Annotated in this window: 16 protein-coding genes; 3 read left to right on the top strand and 13 right to left on the bottom strand. The window is 71.0% G+C overall.

The window, feature by feature from the left end:
• Positions 1 to 468 precede the first annotated feature (468 nt).
• From K8612_RS38250 to K8612_RS38285, 8 genes are all read right to left on the bottom strand, one after another.
• Entirely contained in the window at positions 469 to 2355 is a 1887-nt protein-coding gene (locus K8612_RS38250) for a S28 family serine protease (RefSeq protein WP_223765856.1), read from the bottom strand.
• A gap of 74 nt (positions 2356 to 2429) precedes the next feature.
• Positions 2430 to 4760: an Ig-like domain-containing protein gene (locus tag K8612_RS38255; RefSeq protein WP_223765857.1), complete on the bottom strand. Its 2331-nt coding sequence runs from the start codon at positions 4758 to 4760 to the stop codon at positions 2430 to 2432.
• Positions 4761 to 4786: 26 nt separating this feature from the next.
• Positions 4787 to 5221 carry a hypothetical protein gene (locus K8612_RS38260; RefSeq protein ID WP_223765858.1) on the bottom strand — a complete coding sequence of 145 codons (435 nt, stop codon included), beginning with the start codon at positions 5219 to 5221 and terminating at the stop codon, positions 4787 to 4789.
• Entirely contained in the window at positions 5211 to 7610 is a 2400-nt protein-coding gene (locus K8612_RS38265) for a hypothetical protein (RefSeq protein ID WP_223765859.1), read from the bottom strand. Before K8612_RS38265 ends, K8612_RS38260 begins: the two co-directional genes overlap by 11 nt.
• Positions 7597 to 7926: a c(7)-type cytochrome triheme domain-containing protein gene (locus K8612_RS38270; protein WP_223765860.1), complete on the bottom strand. Its 330-nt coding sequence runs from the start codon at positions 7924 to 7926 to the stop codon at positions 7597 to 7599. The genes K8612_RS38265 and K8612_RS38270 overlap by 14 nt, the downstream gene beginning before the upstream one ends.
• On the bottom strand, positions 7923 to 8120 hold the full coding sequence (locus K8612_RS38275) for a hypothetical protein (protein ID WP_223765861.1): 198 nt from the start codon (positions 8118 to 8120) through the stop codon (positions 7923 to 7925). The genes K8612_RS38270 and K8612_RS38275 overlap by 4 nt, the downstream gene beginning before the upstream one ends.
• Complete coding sequence (locus K8612_RS38280) at positions 8117 to 8743, bottom strand: NapC/NirT family cytochrome c (RefSeq protein WP_223765862.1); 627 nt, start codon at positions 8741 to 8743, stop codon at positions 8117 to 8119. Before K8612_RS38280 ends, K8612_RS38275 begins: the two co-directional genes overlap by 4 nt.
• 81 nt (positions 8744 to 8824) lie before the next feature.
• Positions 8825 to 9175, bottom strand: coding sequence for a hypothetical protein (locus K8612_RS38285; RefSeq protein WP_223743353.1), 351 nt, complete (start codon positions 9173 to 9175; stop codon positions 8825 to 8827).
• Between the two features lie 382 nt (positions 9176 to 9557).
• Between K8612_RS38285 and K8612_RS38290 the strand changes: the two genes are divergently transcribed.
• Positions 9558 to 11744, top strand: coding sequence for a dipeptidyl peptidase 3 (locus tag K8612_RS38290; RefSeq protein ID WP_223765863.1), 2187 nt, complete (start codon positions 9558 to 9560; stop codon positions 11742 to 11744).
• Positions 11745 to 11753: 9 nt separating this feature from the next.
• Here the strand turns inward: K8612_RS38290 and K8612_RS38295 are convergent, their stop codons facing one another.
• Positions 11754 to 12929, bottom strand: a complete 1176-nt coding sequence (locus tag K8612_RS38295) for an AI-2E family transporter (protein ID WP_223765864.1) — start codon at positions 12927 to 12929, stop codon at positions 11754 to 11756.
• 137 nt (positions 12930 to 13066) lie between these two features.
• Between K8612_RS38295 and K8612_RS38300 the strand changes: the two genes are divergently transcribed.
• Positions 13067 to 13483 carry a DoxX family protein gene (locus tag K8612_RS38300; protein WP_223765865.1) on the top strand — a complete coding sequence of 139 codons (417 nt, stop codon included), beginning with the start codon at positions 13067 to 13069 and terminating at the stop codon, positions 13481 to 13483.
• A 10-nt stretch (positions 13484 to 13493) separates the two neighbouring features.
• On the opposite strand, the gene K8612_RS38305 is transcribed toward K8612_RS38300, so the two are convergent.
• A complete protein-coding gene (locus K8612_RS38305; protein ID WP_255672798.1) occupies positions 13494 to 14783 on the bottom strand; it encodes a threonine/serine exporter ThrE family protein in 1290 nt (429 codons plus the stop codon).
• Between the two features lie 136 nt (positions 14784 to 14919).
• Between K8612_RS38305 and K8612_RS38310 the strand changes: the two genes are divergently transcribed.
• The gene (locus K8612_RS38310) at positions 14920 to 15723 is read left to right on the top strand and encodes a pseudouridine synthase (protein WP_223765867.1); all 804 of its coding nucleotides are present in this window, start codon (positions 14920 to 14922) and stop codon (positions 15721 to 15723) included.
• Here K8612_RS38310 and K8612_RS38315 read toward each other — a convergent pair.
• From K8612_RS38315 to K8612_RS38325, 3 genes are all read right to left on the bottom strand, one after another.
• Positions 15720 to 17750, bottom strand: coding sequence for a serine/threonine-protein kinase (locus K8612_RS38315; RefSeq protein ID WP_223765868.1), 2031 nt, complete (start codon positions 17748 to 17750; stop codon positions 15720 to 15722). The two genes, K8612_RS38310 and K8612_RS38315, sit on opposite strands and share 4 nt — an antisense overlap.
• A 102-nt stretch (positions 17751 to 17852) precedes the next feature.
• Complete coding sequence (locus K8612_RS38320; RefSeq protein WP_223765869.1) at positions 17853 to 19727, bottom strand: serine/threonine-protein kinase; 1875 nt, start codon at positions 19725 to 19727, stop codon at positions 17853 to 17855.
• 108 nt (positions 19728 to 19835) lie between these two features.
• The gene (locus tag K8612_RS38325; RefSeq protein ID WP_223765870.1) at positions 19836 to 20912 is read right to left on the bottom strand and encodes a hypothetical protein; all 1077 of its coding nucleotides are present in this window, start codon (positions 20910 to 20912) and stop codon (positions 19836 to 19838) included.
• Between the last annotated feature and the right edge of the window lie 215 nt (positions 20913 to 21127).

Below are 21127 nucleotides of genomic sequence, written 5' to 3' on the forward strand. Positions count from 1 at the left end.
AGCTCCTGTCCCCCTTGTCGCTTGGCAGCCGGCCAACTGGCCTCGCTATTCCGCGCAGACCTCCAGTCGGACAGGTTTTCAAGACATGGCGCCCGAGGCCGGGCTCCTGGAGGTGTCGTGGACGGGAGGCCCTCGCCGTCACAGCCTGTCCACGGGCAGGGGCACCCGCTGGGCAGGTCGTCTCAAAACCTGTCCGACAGTCGGACAGGTTTTCGCAGCCCGAGGCCCGGGGGCGCATGGCCGCGGATGCGACGCGGACGGTTTGCTTCCCGCTTCCTTGTCAGACCCCCGTGGTTGGATGCCGATGCTGGGACGAGGATGGCCCGCTGCGGCGGTGGAGGCACAGGTCGAGCGCAATGGCGCTTCGCCGCTGCTGCCGCCTGTCCACACCGCAGGCCTCCCTGGTGAGAAGGCCTGCGTCGCGGGTGGTCGGGCGCATCCGTTCGAGCCGTGCTGCCGCGTTCCTGCTCAGTGCGACGTCGCGCGCAGCCAGGGCGGCACGTGGGGGCCGAAGACGGGCGGCTCCTCCGACTGCACGAACTTCGGGGCGCGCTTCAGCGGCGTGATGCCCATCCAGCGGTTGAGCGTGGCCTTCGCCTCCGCCTGCTGGGCCGCCGGGAGCTGGCTGATTCGCGCGCTGTGGTTCCCTCCCTCGACCATGTACAGGTAGGAGTCCTGCGAGTTGCCCAGCACGTAGGCCGCCGCCGTCCACGGGTCGTCGCTGCCGTAGATGAACATCAGGCGCTGTCCTTGCGTGGACACCCAGTCCTGGATGTCCGGCATGGCCTGTGGGCGGAACTCGAACGGGATGCCCGGCGGCGAGTACACCTCGCCGGTGTCCGTGTCCGGGAAGTGGATGAGCGCGCCCAGGTGCTTCTCGTAGGGCTGGGGCCAGCCCAGCTCCGCCGCGGCCTGGTAGTAGTAGGCGGCGTACGGGGTGATGCCCTGGTCCGAGAACGAGCTGATGCCCACCTGGTAGTCCATCGCGTCGAACAGCTCCTGCTCCGTCGCGGTGGTGGGGGGGATGTTCTTGGTGCAGTTCGCCGCGGCGTCGTACTGCCAGAAGGCGAAGTAGGTCTCGATGACGGCGTGCTCCAGCGCCAGCTCCCGGCCCAACTGGGAGTACGTCAGGTTGAACCTCGCCGCGTAGGCGTCCACGAGGGGGAGCATCAGGTCCCGGCGTGAGAGCACCTCGCGCTGGAAGGCCCACAGCCGCTCGCGGCAGGCCTGCTGCGCGTCGCCGCCGACGGTGTCCTGGAACGTCACGAACCGCTCGTCGTTGCGCTTCGCGATGGGCGCCACGTACGCCACGGTGGCGTCCACGTCGTCCGGGTGGAAGCGGCGGAAGAACACCACCGTCTCGCCGCCCTTGCTGCCGCCCGTGGACACCCACTTGCCGGTGTAGATGGGCTTGAGCGCCTGGGTGATGCGGTGGAAGTCATCCGCGGACTGGCGGATGGTGAGGTGGCTCCAATCCGCGGGCGAGGGGATGCTCGGCGGGAAGAAGCGGTGCTCCACGGCGACCTGGTTGGCGGCCAGGAGCTGCGCGGGCTCCGAGCGGCCGGTCCCCGTGGAGACGTTGTAGCCGCTGGTGGAGAGCACCATCGGGCTGGTGTCCGCCTTGTGCATCAGCGTCAAGCGCTGCTCGAAGCGCTGGCACTCCGGGTGGGCGTGGTCCGCCGGCTGGTTGTAGCGCAGGACGAAGTGCCGGTATCCCGCAGGGACACTGCCGCCGGTCCGGTCCAGGTCCACGATGAGGCCCGGGATGGCCTCCAGCCGGGTCCGGATGTCCAGCGACGTGTTCTGGATGACGCTCATGTCCGGGGGCGTGTCGACCCAGCCGCTCGGGGTGCACGCCACCACGCCGCCGTCGGTGCCCGCGTCGGTCTCCGTGCCCGCGTCGGTCTCCGTGCCCGCGTCGGTCTCCGTACCCGCATCGGTCTCCGTACCCGCATCGGTCTCCGTACCCGCATCGGTCTGCGTGCCTGCGTCCACGTCCGTGCCCGCATCGGCGCCTGTGCCCGCATCGGCGCCTGTGCCCGCATCGGCGTCCGTGCCCGCATCGGTCTGCGTGCCTGCATCGGTCTGCGTGCCTGCATCGGTCTGCGTGCCGCTATCGGCACCTGTGCCCGCATCGCTCTGCGTGCCTGCGTCCACGTCCGTGCCCGCATCGATGTTGGCTCCCGCGTCCGAGCCAGCGTCCACGGTCTGGGTGCCGCTGTCGGGGCGTGGATCATCCGGGTCGTCACCGCCACATGCGACGGGTCCTCCCAGCACCATGAGCAGGGAGACGAGCGACGCCCAGGAGGCCAGGCGCGCCGGCCTGGAGGGCTGCGAGAACAGGAGGGGCTTCATCGGTCCGCGTTCCTTGGCGACCGCGCTCGCTGGGGTTGTCCCGGCGAGCAACGGCGCTCACGCGGATTCCAGCCTCAAGGCCGGAGCATGTTCAAGGGGGCCGCCCCGGTCAGATCCTCCACGCTGTCGTAGAGGAGCTGCCCCACATAGTTGAAGTTGTGGGCCCAGGCCCCGGGGTCCTTCTTGCTCAGTTGGTAGTTGTGGGCGGCCTTCACGAGCGCCGGCGTGAACGGCGCGAACGCGTTGGCGGAGACGGACTCGGTGGCGCCGCAGGTGCCGTTCTTGTCCGTGTCCTTGAAGAAGTACGGATTGACGTCGCCGTTGTAGCAGAGGCCGTTGCTCGTCACCCCGCGCATGGCGGTCAGCAGGCGCGCGGCCATGCCCTCCACCTCCGCCTCCAGGGACTCCGCCGTGTTCCCGTCGCCGTCGTAGTCCGACAGGTGGACGAGGCGGATCTGCTCCGCCGTGCTCTGGTCCGCGTGGCACGTCTCACAGCGCTCGCTCCACACGTCCTGGATGCGGAAGGTGTGGTTGCTCTTGCCCGGGACATGGCAGCTCGTGCACTGCACCCCGCCCATGTGCGTGAGCCGGCCCGCGTAGGTCTTGTTGGGGTACTCGTAGCCGATCCGCGCCAGCGTTCCTTCGCGAGTCCCCGCGGCCGGCAGGTAGTGCACGTTCTGGAAGCGCGGAGTGCCCCCCGCGCTCAGCGCCGTGTCGATGGTGGCCTTGGATGCGCGGCCGATGTGGCAGTTGGCGCAGAGGTTGTCCTGGCCCGGCAGGTTCACCGTCTTGCCGTCCGGCAGCCACGTCTGGGCGGGGACGAAGACGTCGTAGTCCGGTTCGAAGTTCTGGTGGCAGGTGGAGCACTCCAGGCCGTTGGCGGTCTCCGGCACCAGTTGTCCGACGCCGTACTGGACGAAGAAGCGGTAGCCCTGCGCGCCGCTGTGGCAGCGCGAGCAACTGGCCTGCACGGCCTCGCCCGAGTCCCAGTTGCGCGCCGCCTTGCTGGCGCCGTTGAAGTGGCCTGGATCGTTGCGCACCAGCAGCGACGTGTCGAAGGGCACGCTCAGCGCCGTGTTCAACGACTGGATGGAGTCATGCAGCAACTGGAGGATGTACTTCGCGTTGTGCGCGAACGCGCCCGGGTCCACGCGCGACAACTGGTAGTTGTACGCCGCCTTCTGAAGCCGAGGAGTCCATTGGGCGTACGTGTTCGCCGGGGTGGCTTCGCCCTGGGCGCAGGTCCCGTCCCCGTTGGTGTCCCGGAACCAGTACGGGTGGGTGTTGCCGTAGCAGAGGGGCTGGGCCCGCTCCGCGCCGTACCGCTGGATGGCGGCGAGCAGCCGGTCCCGCAGCCCCTGGATCTCGTAGTAGATGCCCTCGGCGCGGTTGGTGTCCCCGTCGTAGTCCTGGTTGCGCGAGGCGATCTGCCGGATGTCCCAGGCCTTCGTGACGTCGGTCACGCCGGGGTGGCAGGTGGCGCAGGCCTCCCAGCGGACGCGCGTGGTGTGCGCGTCATGGCACTCGTTGCACTTGTCGAAGCCGGGCACGTGGCGGAAGCGCGAGTCGTAGACCTGATCCGCGTACTGGTAGCCGCCCGCGGCCTGACCGGCGAAGAGCGTCGCGCCCGCGGGGTAGTAGTGGATGTTGGTGAAGCTCAGGGCGGGGGAGGCGGTGTCCTCGCCCACCACGCCCGCGTCCGCGACCTGCGCGTCGAGGTCCCTGCCCGAGGCGCGCCCCTGGTGACACACCACGCACCGCGCCTCCGGGCCCAGGCCGGTGACCTGCTTGCCCGAGGGGAAGGTGACCGAGGTCAGGCTGGCGGCGGCGCTGTCGTGACACGTCTCGCAGCGGACCACCGACCCTGTTGGCGCGGGGGCGTCCACCTTGCCAGGGGCGGTCCCGTCACCGCCCAGGAAGTCGATGTAGCCCTCCGAGCTGTGGCACCGCGCGCAGGTGGCGGGGACGAGGCCGTCCTCGTTCCAGTGCGAGAAGGCCTCGGCGGTGGTGTCCGCGTGCGGAGAGCCTGACCAGGCGAGGTAGTAGGGCACCTGGCTGGGGTCGATGCCGCCGTCGCTCGCGAGGCCGCCCATCACCACCACCACATGGCGCGCTTCCAGCCTGGAGCTCGCGCCGGTGACCTTGATGGCGGTCTCTCCCGCGCCCACGCCCGTCACCTGCCCGGTGTCGTCCACGGTCGCGATGGCCGGGGCCTCGCTCTCCCAGTGGTAGCCGTCGTCGGTGGCTTCTCGCGTGGTCGCCGTGAGCTGGATCGCCTGGCCCACGAGCACCGAATGCGGGCCGTCGGTGAGGACCTCCGGGTGGGGGGTCTCCAGTTTGGCGCAGGCGCTCAGCGCGCAGGCCAGGAGCAGGGGGCCGGCCAGGAGCAGGAGGGGTCGTCGCATGGGGGCCGCCTCGGGAAGAAGGTGCGTCATGGTTGAGCGCCTCCGGAGATCCACGCCAGGAGGGCCTGGTACTCCGGGGTGTCCGCTCCATAGATGGCCCCGCCGCCGTGGCCCGCGCCGGAGGCCTTGCGCAGCAGCCGGCTGGCGGAGGGATTGGAGGTGTCCGTGAGGGAGACGGTCGCCGCGTAGTCCGCGTCGGCCTCGCCCGTGAGCAGGAAGGAGGTGTTGCCTGCGGCGCCTCCGCCGCGATGACAGCTCTGGCAGCCGGTGGTGAGGAGCGGATGGACGTCGCTCGCGAAGGACACGGCGCCGCCTCCGTCTCCTTCGCCACCGCCGTCGGTGGGGGATGCACCGGCGTCGGCGGCGACGGGGCCCCGCTCGAAGTCCGCGCAGCCCAGGGCCAGCGTGAACATCGCGGTGAGGACCGCGGCCCGTGTCTGGATTCGGGAGTCAGAACTCATACGCCACCACCAGCCGGGTGAAGTCGTCCGGCGTCTCGTCGGTCTTCTCCAGGTTCCAGAACTGGAAGAGGCCGGCGCTCAAGCCCCGCCACCTCGCGACCACGCCCACGTTGTGGCTGGAGGCGTCCTCCCGGGTGAGCGCGTTCGAGTCCAGGATGAGGCCTCGCCGGTTTCCGAAGGTGCGCAGTCCCTGGCGGTACTGGACGTAGAGCCAGTCCGTGGGGTGGTAGCGCAGTTGGAGGTAGCTGGCGAAGTGGTAGTAGTCCGCGCCCGGTCCGCCGTAGCCCTCCGCCTCGCCGCCGGAGACATCCGCGCGCAGCAGCCCGGCGCCCAGCGAGAAGTGCTCCAGCACCGGGAGCCCGCGCGGACGCCACACCGCCACGTCCAGCGCCTGGAGGAACAGGCGGCGCCCGAACCCCAGCGAATTGAAGTAGGGCGAGTACCACACGTTGATGGGCCCCCAGGCGCCGCCGAGCCGTGCTCCGACGCCCAGGCGGGTGTCCTCCAGCGGCGCCAGGTCCGACTGGAGGTTGAGCACCGCGTCGGCGCGCTTCAGCCGGTAGCCGGCGATGACGTACGCGTCGCCGGAGAGGGCGACGGGCCCCAGGCGGCGCTCCACGTTCACCGTCAGCCCTTCCCGGGCGAACACCACCGGAAGCACCCGCTGGTCGAAGCCCGCGAGCCCTCCATAGCTGTGATGGAAGAGCGGGTCTCCGCCGAAGGGCACCAGCACCTTGCCCCCCTTGGCGAACACCTTCACCGGCCAGGACGCCCTGTCGATCCGGTAGCCCACCTCCCAGAACTGCAGCGACAGGACCTCCAGGGTGAGGGTCACCGGGTCCTCGGCGGACTGCCGCGTCAGGAAGAGGAAGTGGTGGTAGCTGCGCAGCGCGCTCTCGCCCTCCGACTTGAAGGGGTGGTCGTTGTAGTTGACGCGTTCGTAGTTGAGGTCGAAGCGGCCGTTCAGGCTCAGCGAGCCGACGACCGGGAAGGTCCCCAGAGACACGCCGCCGTGAGGGCCGGCCGGACCGTGCGGGTTCGCAGGAGCGGACGGCGGTGCGGGGGGCGCTACAGCGGGCCCGGGCTCGGTGATGGCGGGCGGAGCGGTGGCGACGACGGCGGGAGAGGAGGTTCCCGTCGCGCCCGCATCAATCCACCGGGCCAGGAGCGCCAGTTGCGCGCTGCCGGGTTCCCACACCGCGCCGCCCGGGTGTGAGTCGCCCATCGCGCGCTGGTAGAGGAGGCTGGTGGCGGCGGAGCCGGGAGCGACCAGAGGCTCCACCGAACGGAGGTGCTGCTCCGGATCCGCGTGGGTCACGTAGCGGCTGGCGCCAGCCATCCCGTCCGAGGCATGACAACTGGAGCAATCCGCCAGCAGTGCCTCGTGCACCTGGGGAGCGAAGCGCGGCGCGGCCGCGGTGTCACCGTGAGGAGGCCCCGCGCTCGCGGACGCGGCTGGTGCCGGCGAAGAGGCTGAGGGCGTGGACGTGCCGGGCGCTGGAGTGGCGCCGGAAGGCGTGGACGCTCCGGGCACCGGATTGGCGCCGTGATGCATGGGCGTGCCGGGCGCTTGAGTGGCGCCCGAAGACGTGGACGTGCCGAGCGATGTAGTGGCGCCGTGAGACGTGGACAGGCCGGGCGCGGGAGTGGCGCCGGGAGACGCGGACATGCCGGGCGCTGAAGTGGCGCCGGAAGGCGTGGACGCACCGGTTACCGGAGTGGCGCCGGAAGGCTTGGACGTGCCGGGCGCTGAAGTGGCGCCGGGATGCGTGGACGCGGGCGCGCTGTTGTGAGCGGGCTGGGAGGCGCCAGGGCTTGCCGTGGTCAGCGCGGGCGAGCCTCCTCGTGTCTTGCCGGGCGGGGCTCCTCCTTCAATCCATCGCAGGAGCGTCGCGTACCCGGCCGACTCCTCCGCGAGGACCTTCTTGCCTCCATGAATCGTGGTGCCAAGGCCCTTCTTGAGCAGCGGGCTCTGCGCGGCGGCGGCGAGCTGCACGAAGCGCAGGGTGGCCTCGTAGTCCGCGGGCTCGCTCCGGAGCACCCAGCGGGACCGGGACGCCATTCCCTCCGGGCCGTGGCAGGAGCCGCACTCCTTCTCCAGGATGGGCCGGACGTCCTCCGCGAAGCCCGGCACGCGGGGCCGGTTCGCGCCAGCGGGCTTCCGGGCGGGGGGCTCAACGGGCTTCACGGCGGCGTCAGCAGGGGACGGCGTCTCCGGTACTGGGACGCCCGCATCGGGCGTTGCCTGCGCGGGGCGCGGCTTGATGCCCAGCCGCTCCTGGAGCTGCCGCCGCTTCTCCTCCTGCGACTGCGCCCGCGCGGGCCCTGGCACGGACAGCACCAGCGCGCACGCGAACAGCGTCCAGGTGCCCAGGTCAGCGACGCGCATGGCACGCCTCGCAGTCCATGGAGCGCCAGGCCCTGGCCGCCTGCCCGTCATGACAGCGCCCGCAGTAGCGGCCCTCCCGCATGTCCTGATGCGTGAAGCCCAGCCGGGCCTGCGGGAACGTGCCGGGGTGGCAGCTATAGCAATACATGGAGCCATGCCCCCAATGGGAGAACAGCGCCGGAGCGGGCGCGGCGCGCTCCTTGAGCGGAGGCAGCCGGACGTCCTGCGGCGTGTTCACGGCGAAGATGGGCGTCGTGAACAGCAGCAGGACGACGAGCCCCACCCGCCACCGTCCCTCTCGAGCGGAGCGCCTCATAGGGCCTTCTGCTCCTTCAAGATTCTCCAGACCGTGACGCCGTAGAGCAGGACCCCCACCAGGACCAGCGGCACGCCCACGGCGGTGGAGATGACGAAGGTCAGCGGTGTCCAGTGGAGATAGGCGAACAACTGCACCAGCAGCCCCGCCAGGACGAAGAGGGCCGCCACCCGGATGCGCTTGTCGTGAGTCATGGACGCGGTCGCTCCGGCAGCCAGAAGTCCTGGGCCTTCACGCCCTCCAGGTCGTGCGCGAGGTCATGGCAGCTCAGGCACGAGCGGGCCCCGCTCTGGAGCTCCGCCTGGAGCTCGCGGTGCGGCCCGGCCTCCAGGTAGCCGCGCGCATCGTTGTGACAGTGGAGACAGTTGTAATTGGGATACGGCTGATAGAGCCGGGGCTCCGGGGGAATGGTCCCGAAGTAGTGGACCCAGACGTGCCTCAGGCCGTTGAGCTTGGCCTTCGCGTCCCCGAAGAGCGCGTAGTCCGTGTGGCAGGAGAAGCAGGTGGAGTCGCGGCTGATGAGCCGCTTCTGGTAGTGGACCGCGGCCAGGGCGTTGGGGTTGTCCACGAACAGGCTCTGCCCGTAGCGCTCCATCTCGTGGCAACCCATGCAGAACGAGGTCTGGCTCGATTCGCGCACGCCCACCGCGACCCCGGCGCCGCTGACGGCCAGCGGCAGCAGCGCCAGTCCTCCGAGCAGCACCAGCCGGCCCAGCCGGTTCGCGGTGAGATGGCCCGCGGCATGGGCAATCATCGCCACCAGCACGGCCACCGCGCTGACAATCACAATCATGAGGGTGGGCAGCGGAGACTCCATGGGCCTGGGTCGTGGGAACCGTGCAGCGGGGCGATTCAGGAGCGCCGGGGACCCGGAAGGGCCGCCGCCGCGCGCCTCGCGCTACCGGGTGGGCGCCCCGGCGGAGGGCGGGAGGGGGACGGGCTCCACCTTCGCGGTCTGTCCGTCCACGCGCAGGTCCAGGGACGTGGGGCCCGTCGGCGAGGCGAAGCGCAGCCACCAGGACGCCACCCCCTGCTTCGCCATCACCAGCTCCAGCGCCTGGTCCTGGCTCCGCGCGAACGCGGCCCCCAGCCTCACCGCCTCGTCGTATCCCACGGTGAGCGCCACCGAGGTGGGCGGCGGCAGCGGGGGCGCGAACTCCGCGCGCGTCTCCCTCGCGGAGCCCGCGCACCCCGTGGCGGCGAGGGCGGCGAGCAGGACGGCGCGGGGCAGGGAGAGCGGAGAGGTCATGGTCACTGGCTCGAACGGAGGGGAGGAATGAAGCCTGTCCGGCCTTCGACACTGCATGCCCCGTACCGGGGGGAACTCGTGCCTCCGTGGCGGTGGGCGCGCATCCCGCCGGAGGGCCCCGGCGCAAACCTTGCGCGAGCCGGCGGCATCCCGCGCATTCCCTGCGCGGCGCGCCAGCACGCCCCTTCCTGGCGGCTGGCTCGGAGCCGTGGGCGCCGGACCGGACCGGGCTTCCGGCTCCGACGCACGAGGCCCCCGGGCCAGGACCTGACCGCCCCGCCCGCGCACTCTGTCTGGCCGTGACGGGCGCGGCGGCGCGTGGCTTGAGTCCACCCCCGCGCGCGGGGTAGCCACGTCCCGTCACGTCTCCTTGGAGCCCCCCATGAAGCCCCTGCTGCTGGCAGCCGTCCTCGCCGCCGCGCCCGCCACCCCGCAGAAGACCCCGGCGCCCGACGCCGGGCTCGCGCAGGCCGCGCAGCCCTCGCTCACCGTGCCCGGAGGGAAGTTCCTCCGCGCCCGCTCCGGCAACACCGCCGTCGCCCAGATGTTCGCGCCGGGCATCCCGGAGCTGTCCCTGGCGGAGAAGCGCGTGGCGTGGTCCCTGACGCTCGCGGCGCACGCGGGCGAGGACATCGCGTTGGATCAGCTCGGCTGGAAGCTGGTGCCGGCGAAGCAGTTGCTGGAGGGCGTCTGGCTCTTCGGCCGGGACGCGCAGAGCGCCGCGTCCGGCTTCGACGCGAAGCTGGCGGACTACCTGCTGCGCTTCTACGGGCACGGCGGCAACCACGACAGCACCACCGGCCAGAAGTTCGTCCCGGCCTTCACCGCGGAGCAGCTCGCGGCCGGTGCTTCCCGCGCGCTCAAGGCCGGCGCGCCCTGGACGGTGAAGGACGAGCCCGCGCTCCAGGCCTGGCTCCAGGACCTGAAGCCCACCCTCTTCGACGCCAGCTTCGAGCCGCAGCTCACCTCCAAGGCCCCGCCGCCGGGACAGGACCTCCTCACCGCGTCCTCCAACACCGCCTACGGCCCCGGCGTGACGGAGAAGGACCTGGTGGGCTTCACGGAGAAGTACCCGCTCAACTCGCGCGTGGTGAAGCAGGACGGGAAGCTCACGGAGCAGGTGTTCCGCGCGGGTACGCCCGACGGCAAGGTGAAGCCCGGGCTGTACGCGAAGGAGCTCTCACGCGTCATCGCGCACCTCCAGGAGGCGATGAAGTCCGCCGGGCCCGCGCAGAAGGCCGCGCTGGGCAAGCTGGTGCGCTACTTCCAGACGGGCAGCCCCAAGGACTGGGACGCGTACAACATCGCGTGGCTCAAGGTGGACCCGAAGGTGGACGCCAACCTGGGCTTCATCGAGACCTACGTCGACCCGCGCGGCCACAAGGGGCAGTGGGAGGCGCTGATCAACTACCGCGACACGGCGGAGAACCAGATCATGGTGCTCATGGGCCAGAAGGCCCAGTACTTCGAGGACCGGCTGCCCTGGCCCCAGAAGTACCGCCGCAAGAAGGTCGCGCCGCCGGTCGCCAAGGCCATCAACCTCATCACGTCCAACCCGGAGCCGCCCGCGGGCATCAACCTGCCCAACGAGCAGCACATCCGGGAGAAGTACGGCAGCAAGAGCGTGATGATCACCAACGTCATGGACGCCGCCTCCGCCGTGACGCGGCTGCCCCTGGCGCTGGAGTTCTCCCGCACGGCGGAGGACCGCGAGCAGGCCCAGAAGTACTCCGTCACCGCGCGCAAGTGGCTGGTGGCCTTCCATGAAGTCCTGGGCCACGCCTCCGGCCAGGTGGACCCGAAGCTCAAGGGCCAGTCCCCGTCCGTCTTCCTCAAGGAGTACGACAACACGCTGGAGGAGGCGCGAGCGGACCTGGTCGCGCTGTGGCACGCGTTCGACCCGGCGCTCGCGGAGCTGTCGCCGGACCACGAGGCCATCGCCCGGCAGATGTACCGGGACTTCCTGGTGGAGGGGCTCACCAACCTGCGCCGCGTGGAAGAAGGCAACGCCTTCGAGGAGGACCACCAGCGCGGCCACCACATGACGGTGACGTTCCTGGAGGAGCAGGGCGCGGTGAAGCAGGTGACGGAGGACGGCCGCACGTACCTGGTGATTCCGGACTACGCGAAGATGCGCGAGGCCGTGGGCGAGCTGCTCTCCAAGCTGATGGTCATCAAGGCCACCGGCGACTACGAGGGCATCCGCGCGCTGGTCCAGGAGAAGGGCATCCACTTCGACCCCAAGCTGCGCGACGAGGTCGCCCGCCGGGTGAAGGCCGTGGACGTGCCCACGGTGCTGCTGCTCAACTCGCCGCGCGTGGTGCCGGTGCTGGACGCGAAGGGGGAGCTGGTGGACCTGAAGGAGGACACCACCCAGGCCTTCGTGGACCAGCACCTGGAGCGCAGCCTGCTGGGCCGGCTGTCTCCCGGGGAGGCCCGCCGCGTCGCCGCGAAGGTGGCGGGCTCGCCGGACGCGGTGCGCGAAGCCTTCAAGGCGCTGGGGCCGGACACGGCTCCGGCGCCGACCCCCGCGAAGAAGGGTGCGGCGCCGGTGAAGTCCACGCCCTGAGCGGGGCCGTCAGTGGTTGGACGGCCTGTCGGAGTCCGGGAGGGGCGTGCCGGACTCCGTGGTGAGCACGACGCGGTGGGTGCCCGGCTCGATGGGGCCCCCCGGCGTGGCCGGGTCGCCCATCCGCCCGTTGGGCCGGCCGTAGTCGCGCTCGTAGATGCGCACCACGGAGAGGAAGAAGGCGACGATGAGGGGCCCCAGCAGCAGGCCCACCGCGCCGAACGCCGCCAGGCCGCCCAGCAGGGCGAAGAAGACGATGGCGCCGTGCTGGTTCATGCCCTTGCGCGCCAGGAGCGGCTTGACGACGTTGTCCACGAGCCCCACCACGACGACGCCCCAGATGGCCAGGAAGAGGGCCGCCCACGGGTGGCCGCTGAGGAACATCAGGCCCGCGGCGAAGAGCACCACCACCGCGGCACCCACGGCGGGGATGAGGGCGAGGAAGAAGGTGAGGCCCGCGAAGAACAGCGGCGCGGGCACCCCCACGATGAGGAAGCCGATGAGCGCGGCCACGGCCTGGACGCCCGCGGTGGCGATGGTGGAGACGAGCACCGACACGGAGGTGCTCTTGAACTCGCGCAGGAGCTCCCGCGTCTGCCCGCGCCGCAGCGGCGACACGCTCTCGAACCACTGCACCAGGCGCGCGCCGTCGGTGAGGAAGAAGAACAGGGCGATGAGCATCATCGTCAACTGGAGGATGAGCGTGCCCGTGGCGGCCACCGCTCCCGTCACGGCCTTGGCGGCGGTGCCGCCCTGGGTCGTCACCTGCTCCTGGAGCTTCTGGTCCAGCTCGGCCTGCTCCAGCGGGAGCCGTTCAATCAGCTTGCTCACCGGGCCCTGGATGCCGCCGGGCAGCTTCTCCATCAGGCCCGTCATCCCGTCCTTCTGCACGGCCTCCGTCACGAAGCGCGCGCCCTCGGACACCTCCGCGACGATGAAGGCGGTGAGGCCGCCCAGCGGCAGGAGCAGGGCGAGCAGGATGCCACCCACGATGAGCCCGGCGGACACGTTGCCGTGGCCGCGCAGCCGCTTCTTCAGCCGGGTGTACAGCCCGTAGAAGGTGCCCGCCAGCACCGCCGCCAGGAAGAACGCCTCGGCGAAGGGCCGGATGACCAGGCACAACAGGACGATGGACAGCAGGATGAGACCCACGAAGACGCGTCGCGCTACCTGATCGGAGGCCATGGCCTTGCCAAGTTATGGAGCCGGACCTGTCGGCGGGAGCCTGCCCGGCCGGATTGTCTCCAGAACATTCCCCCCGGCCCGGCCGCCTGCCTGCTCACGGAGCTTGGGGGCGGCGGAGGGGGCGCTAGAGTGCGCGCATGCCGCCCTTCGACTCCGCCCGCTTCACCCTCTGGCTTCCGCAGCTCCTGTGCGCCGCCTTCCTGGCCATCCTCTTCCTGCAGTCCGGCCTGGACAAGGTCGTGGACTGGAAGGGGAACCTGGGGTGGCTGACCGGCCACTTCTCCAAGTCGCCCCTGAAGGGCGTGGTGACGCCGATGCTGGCGGTCATCACCCTGATGGAGCTGGCGGCTGGAGCGCTGAGCGGGGCGGGCGCGGTGGCGCTGCTGCTGAACGGCAACCCGTTCCTCGCGTACCTGGGCGCGGTGCTCTCCGCGCTGTCGCTGCTGGCGCTCTTCTTCGGTCAGCGCATGGCGAAGGAGTACGCGGGCGCGGCGGTGCTGGTGCCGTACTTCATCGTCGCGCTCGCGGGCGTGTACCTGCTGCGGCTGGCGTGAGGCCGGGCGCTTAGAGCACCTTGCGCGAAGGCATGAGGGCGTTGGCGGACAGCAGGCCCGCCGCCAGCGCCACCGCGACCATCAGCATGGAGAAGGCCGTGTCCACGCCGGCCACCACGTCGCGCTCCAGCAGCGACGCGAGGCTGCGGAAGCCCACGCTCCCTGGGACCAGCAGCATCAGCCCCGGCACCACGGTGGTGACGGCGGGCCGGTTGCGCAGCCGCGCCAGCGCGTTGCTCCCGATGCCCAGCAGCAGCGCGCCCGCGAACGCGCCCAACTGAGGCCCCAGCAGCAGCGCCCCCAGCCGCGCGCCCATGAACGCGGCGGCGCCCGCCAGGGCAATCCATCCCCAGTCCCGGGGCCGGGCGCGGAAGAGCACCGCGATGGCGAAGCCCGCCACCACGAGCGCGGCGAGGGCGACCCCCGGGGGCAGCACCGTGGGCAGGGACGGCGAGGGCATGGGCACGGGAGGCAGCACCGTGGCCACGCGGCTGCCCAGGGCCGCGCCGAAGCCCAACTGGAGGAACACCAGCGCGGCGTGGGTGAGGCGCGACGTGCCGGAGATGAGGTTGCGCGTGGCGACCTCGTTGACGGCGATGGTGAGCGTGAGCCCGGGCAACAGGACGATGAGGCCCGCGAGCGTGGCCACCTCGCCGTGCAGCGGGCCGAAGAAGTGGGCCGCGAGCCCCGCGAACGCGGCGGACAGCACGGCCGCCACGGGCTCCAGCACCCGGGCGGTGGTGGGCTGCTTGCGCGTCAGCAGGTCCACCCCGCCAATGGCCAGGCTGCTGACGCCCGCGACGCCCATCTCCTTCCAGCCGCCGCCGAACAGCAGCGCCGCGGAGGCCCCCGCCAGCATCCAGCAGAGCAACTGCAGGGCGGGGCCGTAGCGGGGCGGCCGGGAGAGGATGGTCTCCACGCGGGTGGCGCCCTCCGTGGGCGTGAGGCGCCCCTGGATGACGTCGTCCGCGAGCATGTCCAGCAGGATGAGGCGCTCCAGGTCGAAGTCGCCGGGCTCCACGCGGATGAGGCTGGTGCGCAGGTCCTCGGCGGGGCCGAAGGACGCGAAGATGGAGGTGGGGGTGGAGAAGAAGCGGGCCTCCAGGCCCAGCCGCTCGCTCACCCGCATCATCAGGCCCTCCAGGCGGTGGGCGGGCGTGCCGTGCCGGTGCAGGGCCTGGCCCAGGCGCAGCACGAAGGCCACCGCGGGTCCGGGCGGCGGGGGCGCGAGGGAGGCGGCGAGCTCGGGCGCGGCTTCAGCGAGGTCGGAGGGAGGCGTGGACACGGCGGGCGCGCACATGCGCAGAGCCGCCCGGGGGAGTCAAACGGCGTGGAGTCTCAATGGAAGCCCTCCTGCTCGTACCCATGTTCGAGGTGTTCGGGGAAATCCCCTGGCGTGACGCATCTGATACAGCGGGCGGCACACGGGAGGACGCATGGCGCGCAAGCAACGGACGCCCAGGTGGCTGGAGGCCGCGAGGCGCAGGGGGCCGGAGGCCCCGGCGGGTCCGGGCGCGGACTGGCTGACGCGAGCGCTGGGCCGGGCCGGCGTGCTGCCCCGCGCCGAGGCCGAGCAGGCCATCCGCGACGGCCGCGTGGAGGTGGACGGCCGGGTGGAGCGGGAGCCGTTCGCGCCGGTGGGGGAGGGGACGCGGGTGCGCGTGGACGGCGTGGAGCGCGCGCTGACGCGCCACGTGCGGGTGTTGATGTTCCACAAGCCCGCGGGGCCGGTGGTGCACGGGTCGGATCCCGAAGGCGTGGGCACCGTCTTCGAAAGGCTGCGCGCGGTGCTGCCGCCGGAGCTCCGGGGCTTCGAGTGGTACGCGGTGGGCCGCCTGGACCGGGACACCACGGGGCTCCTGCTCTTCACCAATGACGAGCGGCTGGTGCGGCACGCGACGGCGCCGGACACGCACCTGCCCAAGCGATACGTGGCGCGCGTGGAGGGCCAGCCCCCGGAGGCGGCGCTGACGCGGCTGCGAGAGGGATTGACGCTGGAGGACGGCCCCACGCGCCCGGCGGAGGCCCTGCTCCGCGCGCCCGACGTGGTGGCGCTCACGCTCACGGAAGGACGGCACCACCAGGTGAAGCGGATGCTCGCGGCGGTGGGGCACCCGGTGCTCGCGCTGCACCGTGAGGCGGTGGGACGGGTGGTGCTGGACGTGGCGGAAGGGGCGTGGCGCGAGCTGACGGAAGCGGAGGTGGCGGAGGGGCTGGGGTTCCAGCCCGGTGCGGACTAGAAGCCGAGGCTCTTGATGCGCTCGCGCGCCTTCGCCGGGTTCGCCCTGTTGCTGGGGGACATCAGCATGTACCGGTCATGGGCGCGCCGGGCCTTGGTCTTGTTGCCGGTCAGGGTGTAGGCGGTCTCCAATCCCAGCCACGCGCGACGCAAGCCCGGATTGTCGCGGGTGACGTCCTCCAGGAGCTTCACGGCCTGCTTGTGGTCGGACCGGGTGCCCGGCTTGAGCTTGACGAGCGTGAGGCCCAGCTCGAGCTTCGCGTCGAGCGAGTCGGGTTTCCGGGCCAGCGCGTTCCGGTAGGTGGCGGCGGCCTCCGGGTACTTCTCGTCGCGAAAGGCAGCGCGGCCGGTCTCCATCATGTCCGCGAAGGTCTCCGGCTTCACGATGAGGCCCGAGGCCGACGAGAGGGCCTTCGCGTCGTCCAGGATGTTCACCACCTTCGCGCGGCTGGGGTGCGTGGCGGGGGCGTACTCCAGGAAGCGCTGGTAGTGCGTCACGCTGGTGAGGCTGTCATTGAGTCGCGTGTAGAGCATCCCGAGCAGCAACTGGCACTCCGCTTCCCGGGGGAACCGCGTCGCGCACTGGTGCGCCAGCTCCACGGCGTCCTGGAGCGCCCCCTGCTGCACGCGCGCCTGGACGCGGCCCTGATAGTCGGCCAGCGACAGGGGGGCTTCCGGGAGCGGCTCCACCGTGAGGGGCGCGTTGCCTGTCGCCTCGGGGGCCGGTGCGGTCGCCAGGGTGGAGGGCCGGAGGGGCTGCGCCGCGCTGGGAGGACGCTCGATGGGGCGCGGTACTCCAGGGTGCTCGGGAGGCACCCCGGTGGGGGACAGGAGCCACAGGCAACTGGCGCCGACGGCCAGGCCCGTGGTGCTCAATCCCAGCATCCACTTGCGCGAGGTCGCGGGGGCGAGCGCGGCCGGGGCTTCCTCCTCCAAGACTTCGACGCTGGCTTCGGGGAGGGGAATCCTGCCGGTATGGAGCAACGGCCTGGGGCGCGGGGGCTTCTTCGCGAGCGCCGGTTCCTGCTCGCGCCAGGACGCCAGCTCCTCCTGGAAGGAGTCCGGGACGGCCAGCTCGCGGCCGTGCGACAGCAGGTCGTCGCGAAACAGCGTCCGCAGCAGATGCGCGAGGCTCAGCGAGGAGACCCGCGGGTGGTTCGCGTACAGGAAGCCGGCGAGGGCCTCCGCGAAGGCATGGCTGGATTCGAAGCGCTCGGAGCGCTCCGGATGCAAGGCCTTGAGGACGATGCGCTGGAGCGCCGCTGGCAGGTCCGGCCGTGACTCGCCCGGCGGCGGGAGCTCGCCGCGCGCGATGCGCATCATCACGACCTGGGGCGGCCCCTCCAGGGGGAGCTTCCCGCAGAGCAGCTCGTACAGCACGACGCCGGTGGCCCAGACGTCGGTGCGCGCGTCCACCTCTTCACCACGCGCCTGCTCCGGGGAGAAGAAGAGGTATTTGCCCTTCACCACGCCGGGTTCTGTCTTGAGGTCCCGGATGAGCTGCGCCTTGGCGATGCCGAAGTCGACGATCTTGACCTGGCCCTCGTAGCTGACGAGCACGTTGTCCGGAGAGATGTCGCGGTGGACGATGCCCAGCGGCTGGCCGCTGCTGTCCGTGCGCGTGTGCGCGTAGTGCAGGCCCCGGCACATCTCCATGGCGATGAAGACGGCGATGGGCACGGGCAGGGCGCCCATGCCGCTCTTCATCGCGCGCTTGAGGAAGCGGTGGAGCGGCTGGCCGTCCACGAACTCCATGGCCAGGAAATACCCACCGTCCACCCGGCCGAAGTCGAAGACCTGGGCGACGTTGCCATGGGACAGCGTGGCGGAGATGCGCGCCTCGCTGATGAACATGGAGATGAAGGCCTCGTCGTTGGCGTACTCCGGCAGGACCTTCTTGATGAGCACGGGCTTGGTGACGCCCGCGTCGCCGACCAACTGGGCGCGCCACGTCTCCGCCATGCCGCCCTGGCCCAGCCAGGACACCAGCTCATAACGCCCGAAGGCGTCCCCCGTTTGCAGTGCCATGAGGCAGACATCCTAAACCCAGATGCCTGGGATGGCGGAATCGAGGCTGTCTTTCTCCTGGCTGGATGCCTGGGATGTCCGCGAGTGGAAAGCGCTGACCGCTCAGTCCGCGCCAGTCTTTCCGAGCAGCTCGACGACCTTCGCCCGGCGCGGGTGGTCCGCGGGTGCGAGCTTCAGGAAGGTCTCGTAGTGCTCCGTGCTCTCGCGAGGATGGTTGAGCTTCGCGTGGACGGCCCCGAGCATGAGGTGGCACTCCGGCATGTCTGGGTTGTTCGCCGCGCAGTCGTTGGCCGCTTCCAGGGCCGCGTCGTAATCCTTGCTCTGGAGCAGGCCGGAGACCTTCTGCTGGACCTCCTGCTGCTTCGTCTTCACCAGCGAGGAGACCTTCTGCTGCACCTCCTGCCGCTTGGAGTCGAGCAGCCCGAAGACGCCCTTCTTGGGCGCGGGTGCGCTCTCCGGGATGGCGGGCGGCGGTTCCTGGGCGGCACTGGTCGCGACGACCGTCGGCTGCTCGATGACCGGCACGGGCTTGGGCTCCTCGGCCACGGCGTGTCGGGGCGCGCGGACGGACCTGGACGGCTTCCGCGTCGGGTGCGCGGGCCGCGTGGGTTCTGGAGGGATGGGCTCCCCGGCCAGAAGATCGTCCTCCTGCAACGGACTCGGGGCTGGCGGTTCGGGTTCGACCTTCGGTGCGGGGGCTTCGACCGCGACCGTCTGGGGCACGGGGATGGGCGCGGGCCGCGCGACGGGCTCCGGCGCACGGGAGCCCATGAGGAACCAGAGACAGGCTCCGGCCACGGCCAGGCCTCCCGCCGCGCTCGCGCCGTAGAGCACCTTGCGGGAGGGGCCTGTGGGAACCGTGGGCGCATCCGGCTGCGTCGTCTCCACGGGCGGAGGCTTCACGACGGCGCGCGGGAGCCGCCGGGTCTGGACCTGCTCCGGCGGTGGGGCCTCCAGCAGCTTCGCCAGCGCGGGCTCGCCCCACTTCCTCGCCTCGTCGCGGAAGGTCGCGGGCACGGACAGCTCGCGGCCCTCGTGCGTCAGGTCCGCCTGGAACAGCACCCGCAGCAGGTTCGCGAGGCTCAGCGAGGAGAAGCGCGGGTAGTGGGAATGGAGGAACTCCGCCAGCGCGTCCCCGAAGGCATGGCTGGATTCGAAGCGCCGCCGCCGGTCCGGAGCCAGCGCCTTCATCACCAGCGCATTCAGCTCCTCGGGCAGGTCCTGCCGGAGCGTCGTCGGCGGGGGGACCTGCCCATGGGCGATCTTCATCATCACCGTCTGGGGCGGCCCCTCCACCGGGAGCTTCGCGCACAGCAATTCGTAAAGCACGACGCCGGTGGCCCAGACATCCGTGCGCGCATCCACTTCCTCTCCGCGCGCCTGCTCCGGAGAGAAGAAGAGATACTTGCCCTTCACCACGCCGGGCTCCGTCTTGAAGCCGCGCAGCAACTGAGCCTTCGCGATGCCGAAGTCGACGATCTTGACCTGACCCTCGTAGCTGACGAGCACGTTGTCCGGAGAGATGTCCCGGTGAACGATGCCCAGCGGCTTGCCGCTGCCATCCGTGCGCGAGTGCGCGTAGTGCAGCCCCCGGCACATCTCCATCGCGATGAAGACGGCGACGGGGATGGGCAACGCGCCCAGGCCTGCCTTCCTCGCGCGCTTGAGCACCTTGTCGAGCGGCTTGCCGTCGACGAACTCCATGGCCAGGAAGTACTCGCCCTCCACCTGCCCGAAGTCGAAGACCTGGGCGACGTTGCCATGGGACAGCGTGGCGGAGATGCGCGCCTCGCTGATGAACATGGAGATGAAGGCCTCGTCGTCCGCGTACTCGGGCAGGACCTTCTTGATGAGCACGGATTTGGTGACGCCCGCCGCGCCCACCAACTGGGCGCGCCACGTCTCCGCCATGCCGCCCCGGCCCAGCCAGGACACCAGTTCATACCGTCCGAAGGTATCTCCGGCTTGCAATTCCATAAGGGCGCGCATCCTATACGGAACCTGGGAAACCCCGAGCGCAGGCTCCCTGCCTGCCCTGCTCACGAGCATCCCCGTCCGTTTCGCGGCGTGAGGCCGTAGGGGCTCTCAGGGGGCGGTGGCCCGCAGCTCGACGAGCTTCCGCAAGACAGAGGGACGCCGGGGGTGATCCGCGGGCGCGAGCGCCAGGAAGCGCTCGTAGCTGCGCGTGCTCTCCGGGACCTGGTTCATCTTCGCCAGGACGTCCCCCTGCAACAGGTGACACTCGGGCTCGCGAGGCAGCCGTGCCACGCATTGACTGGCGGCGTCGAGCGCTTCCTTCAGTTGGCCTCGCGTCAGGTGCATCAGGACCGCGCTGCGGGAGGACTCCAGGTCCGCTTCGTTTGCGGGCGTGGAGTCCAATGGCTTGCGCAGCGGCAGGGCCGCCAGACGCTCCGACACCGCGCTCCGCCGGAGGTCGGTGGTGGGGGTGTGCTGCAAGAAGGCCCGGTAGTGGAGCGCGCTCTTGTCGAAGGCGCGGAGCCGTTCATGGGTGAGCCCCGCCGCCAGCCGGCAGTCCGCGTTGTCAGGCACGGCGTCCACGCAGAGCTGGACCAGCTTCGCCGCCCGCGTCAGCTCCTTGTTGCTCTTGCCCAGCCGGTACACGTCGTCGAGCAGCTTGCGCACCCGCGTCTCGCTCCATGCGTCCTCGGGAGGCGGCGCAGGAGGGGGCGGCGATGGCTCCGGCTTCACGCCCGCATCCGCATCCACGGTCTCCACCGGCGCGGGTGCCGGCTCCGGTGCCGTCGCCACCACGGGCTGCTCGGTGCGGCTTGCGCCCGTCGGGACCTCCGGCACGCGCCGGAACCGCGTCCACCAGAGGCCGCCGCCCAGCATGAGCAGCGCCGCGCTCCCCACCGCGAGCCCCACCCACGGCAGGCGGGAGCGGCGGACCGGCGCGAGCTCCGCCGTGGGCGGAGCCGGTGCCTCCTCTTCCTGGGACTCGCGCGTGACGACCACCGGCGCGGGGGACGGCCGGGGCGTCGGGACGGCCCGCAGGTGGGGAACCGTGGGGACCTGGTCTGGCGTCACGGGCTGCCGCCACGCCTTGAGCTCCGCCAGGAAGTCGTCGGGGACCGCCAGCTCCCGGCCTTCGTTCAGCAGGTCTCCGCGGAACAGCACCCGCAGCAGGTGCGCCAGGCTCAACGACGAGAAGCGCGGATGATTCGCATACAGGAACCCCGCCAGCGCATCCCCGAACGCGTGACTGGTGGCGAAGCGCTGGGACGGATCCGGGCTCAGCGCCTGGAGGACGATGCGGTTGAGCGCCTCCGGCAGGTCCGGGAGGTAGTCACAGAGGGTGTGGAAACGAGAAAGGCGACGTAACGATCCCCGGTGAGCACCACCGAAACGAGGCCGGG

Source organism: Corallococcus sp. AS-1-6 (genome assembly GCF_020037015.1).
Taxonomy (GTDB): domain Bacteria; phylum Myxococcota; class Myxococcia; order Myxococcales; family Myxococcaceae; genus Corallococcus.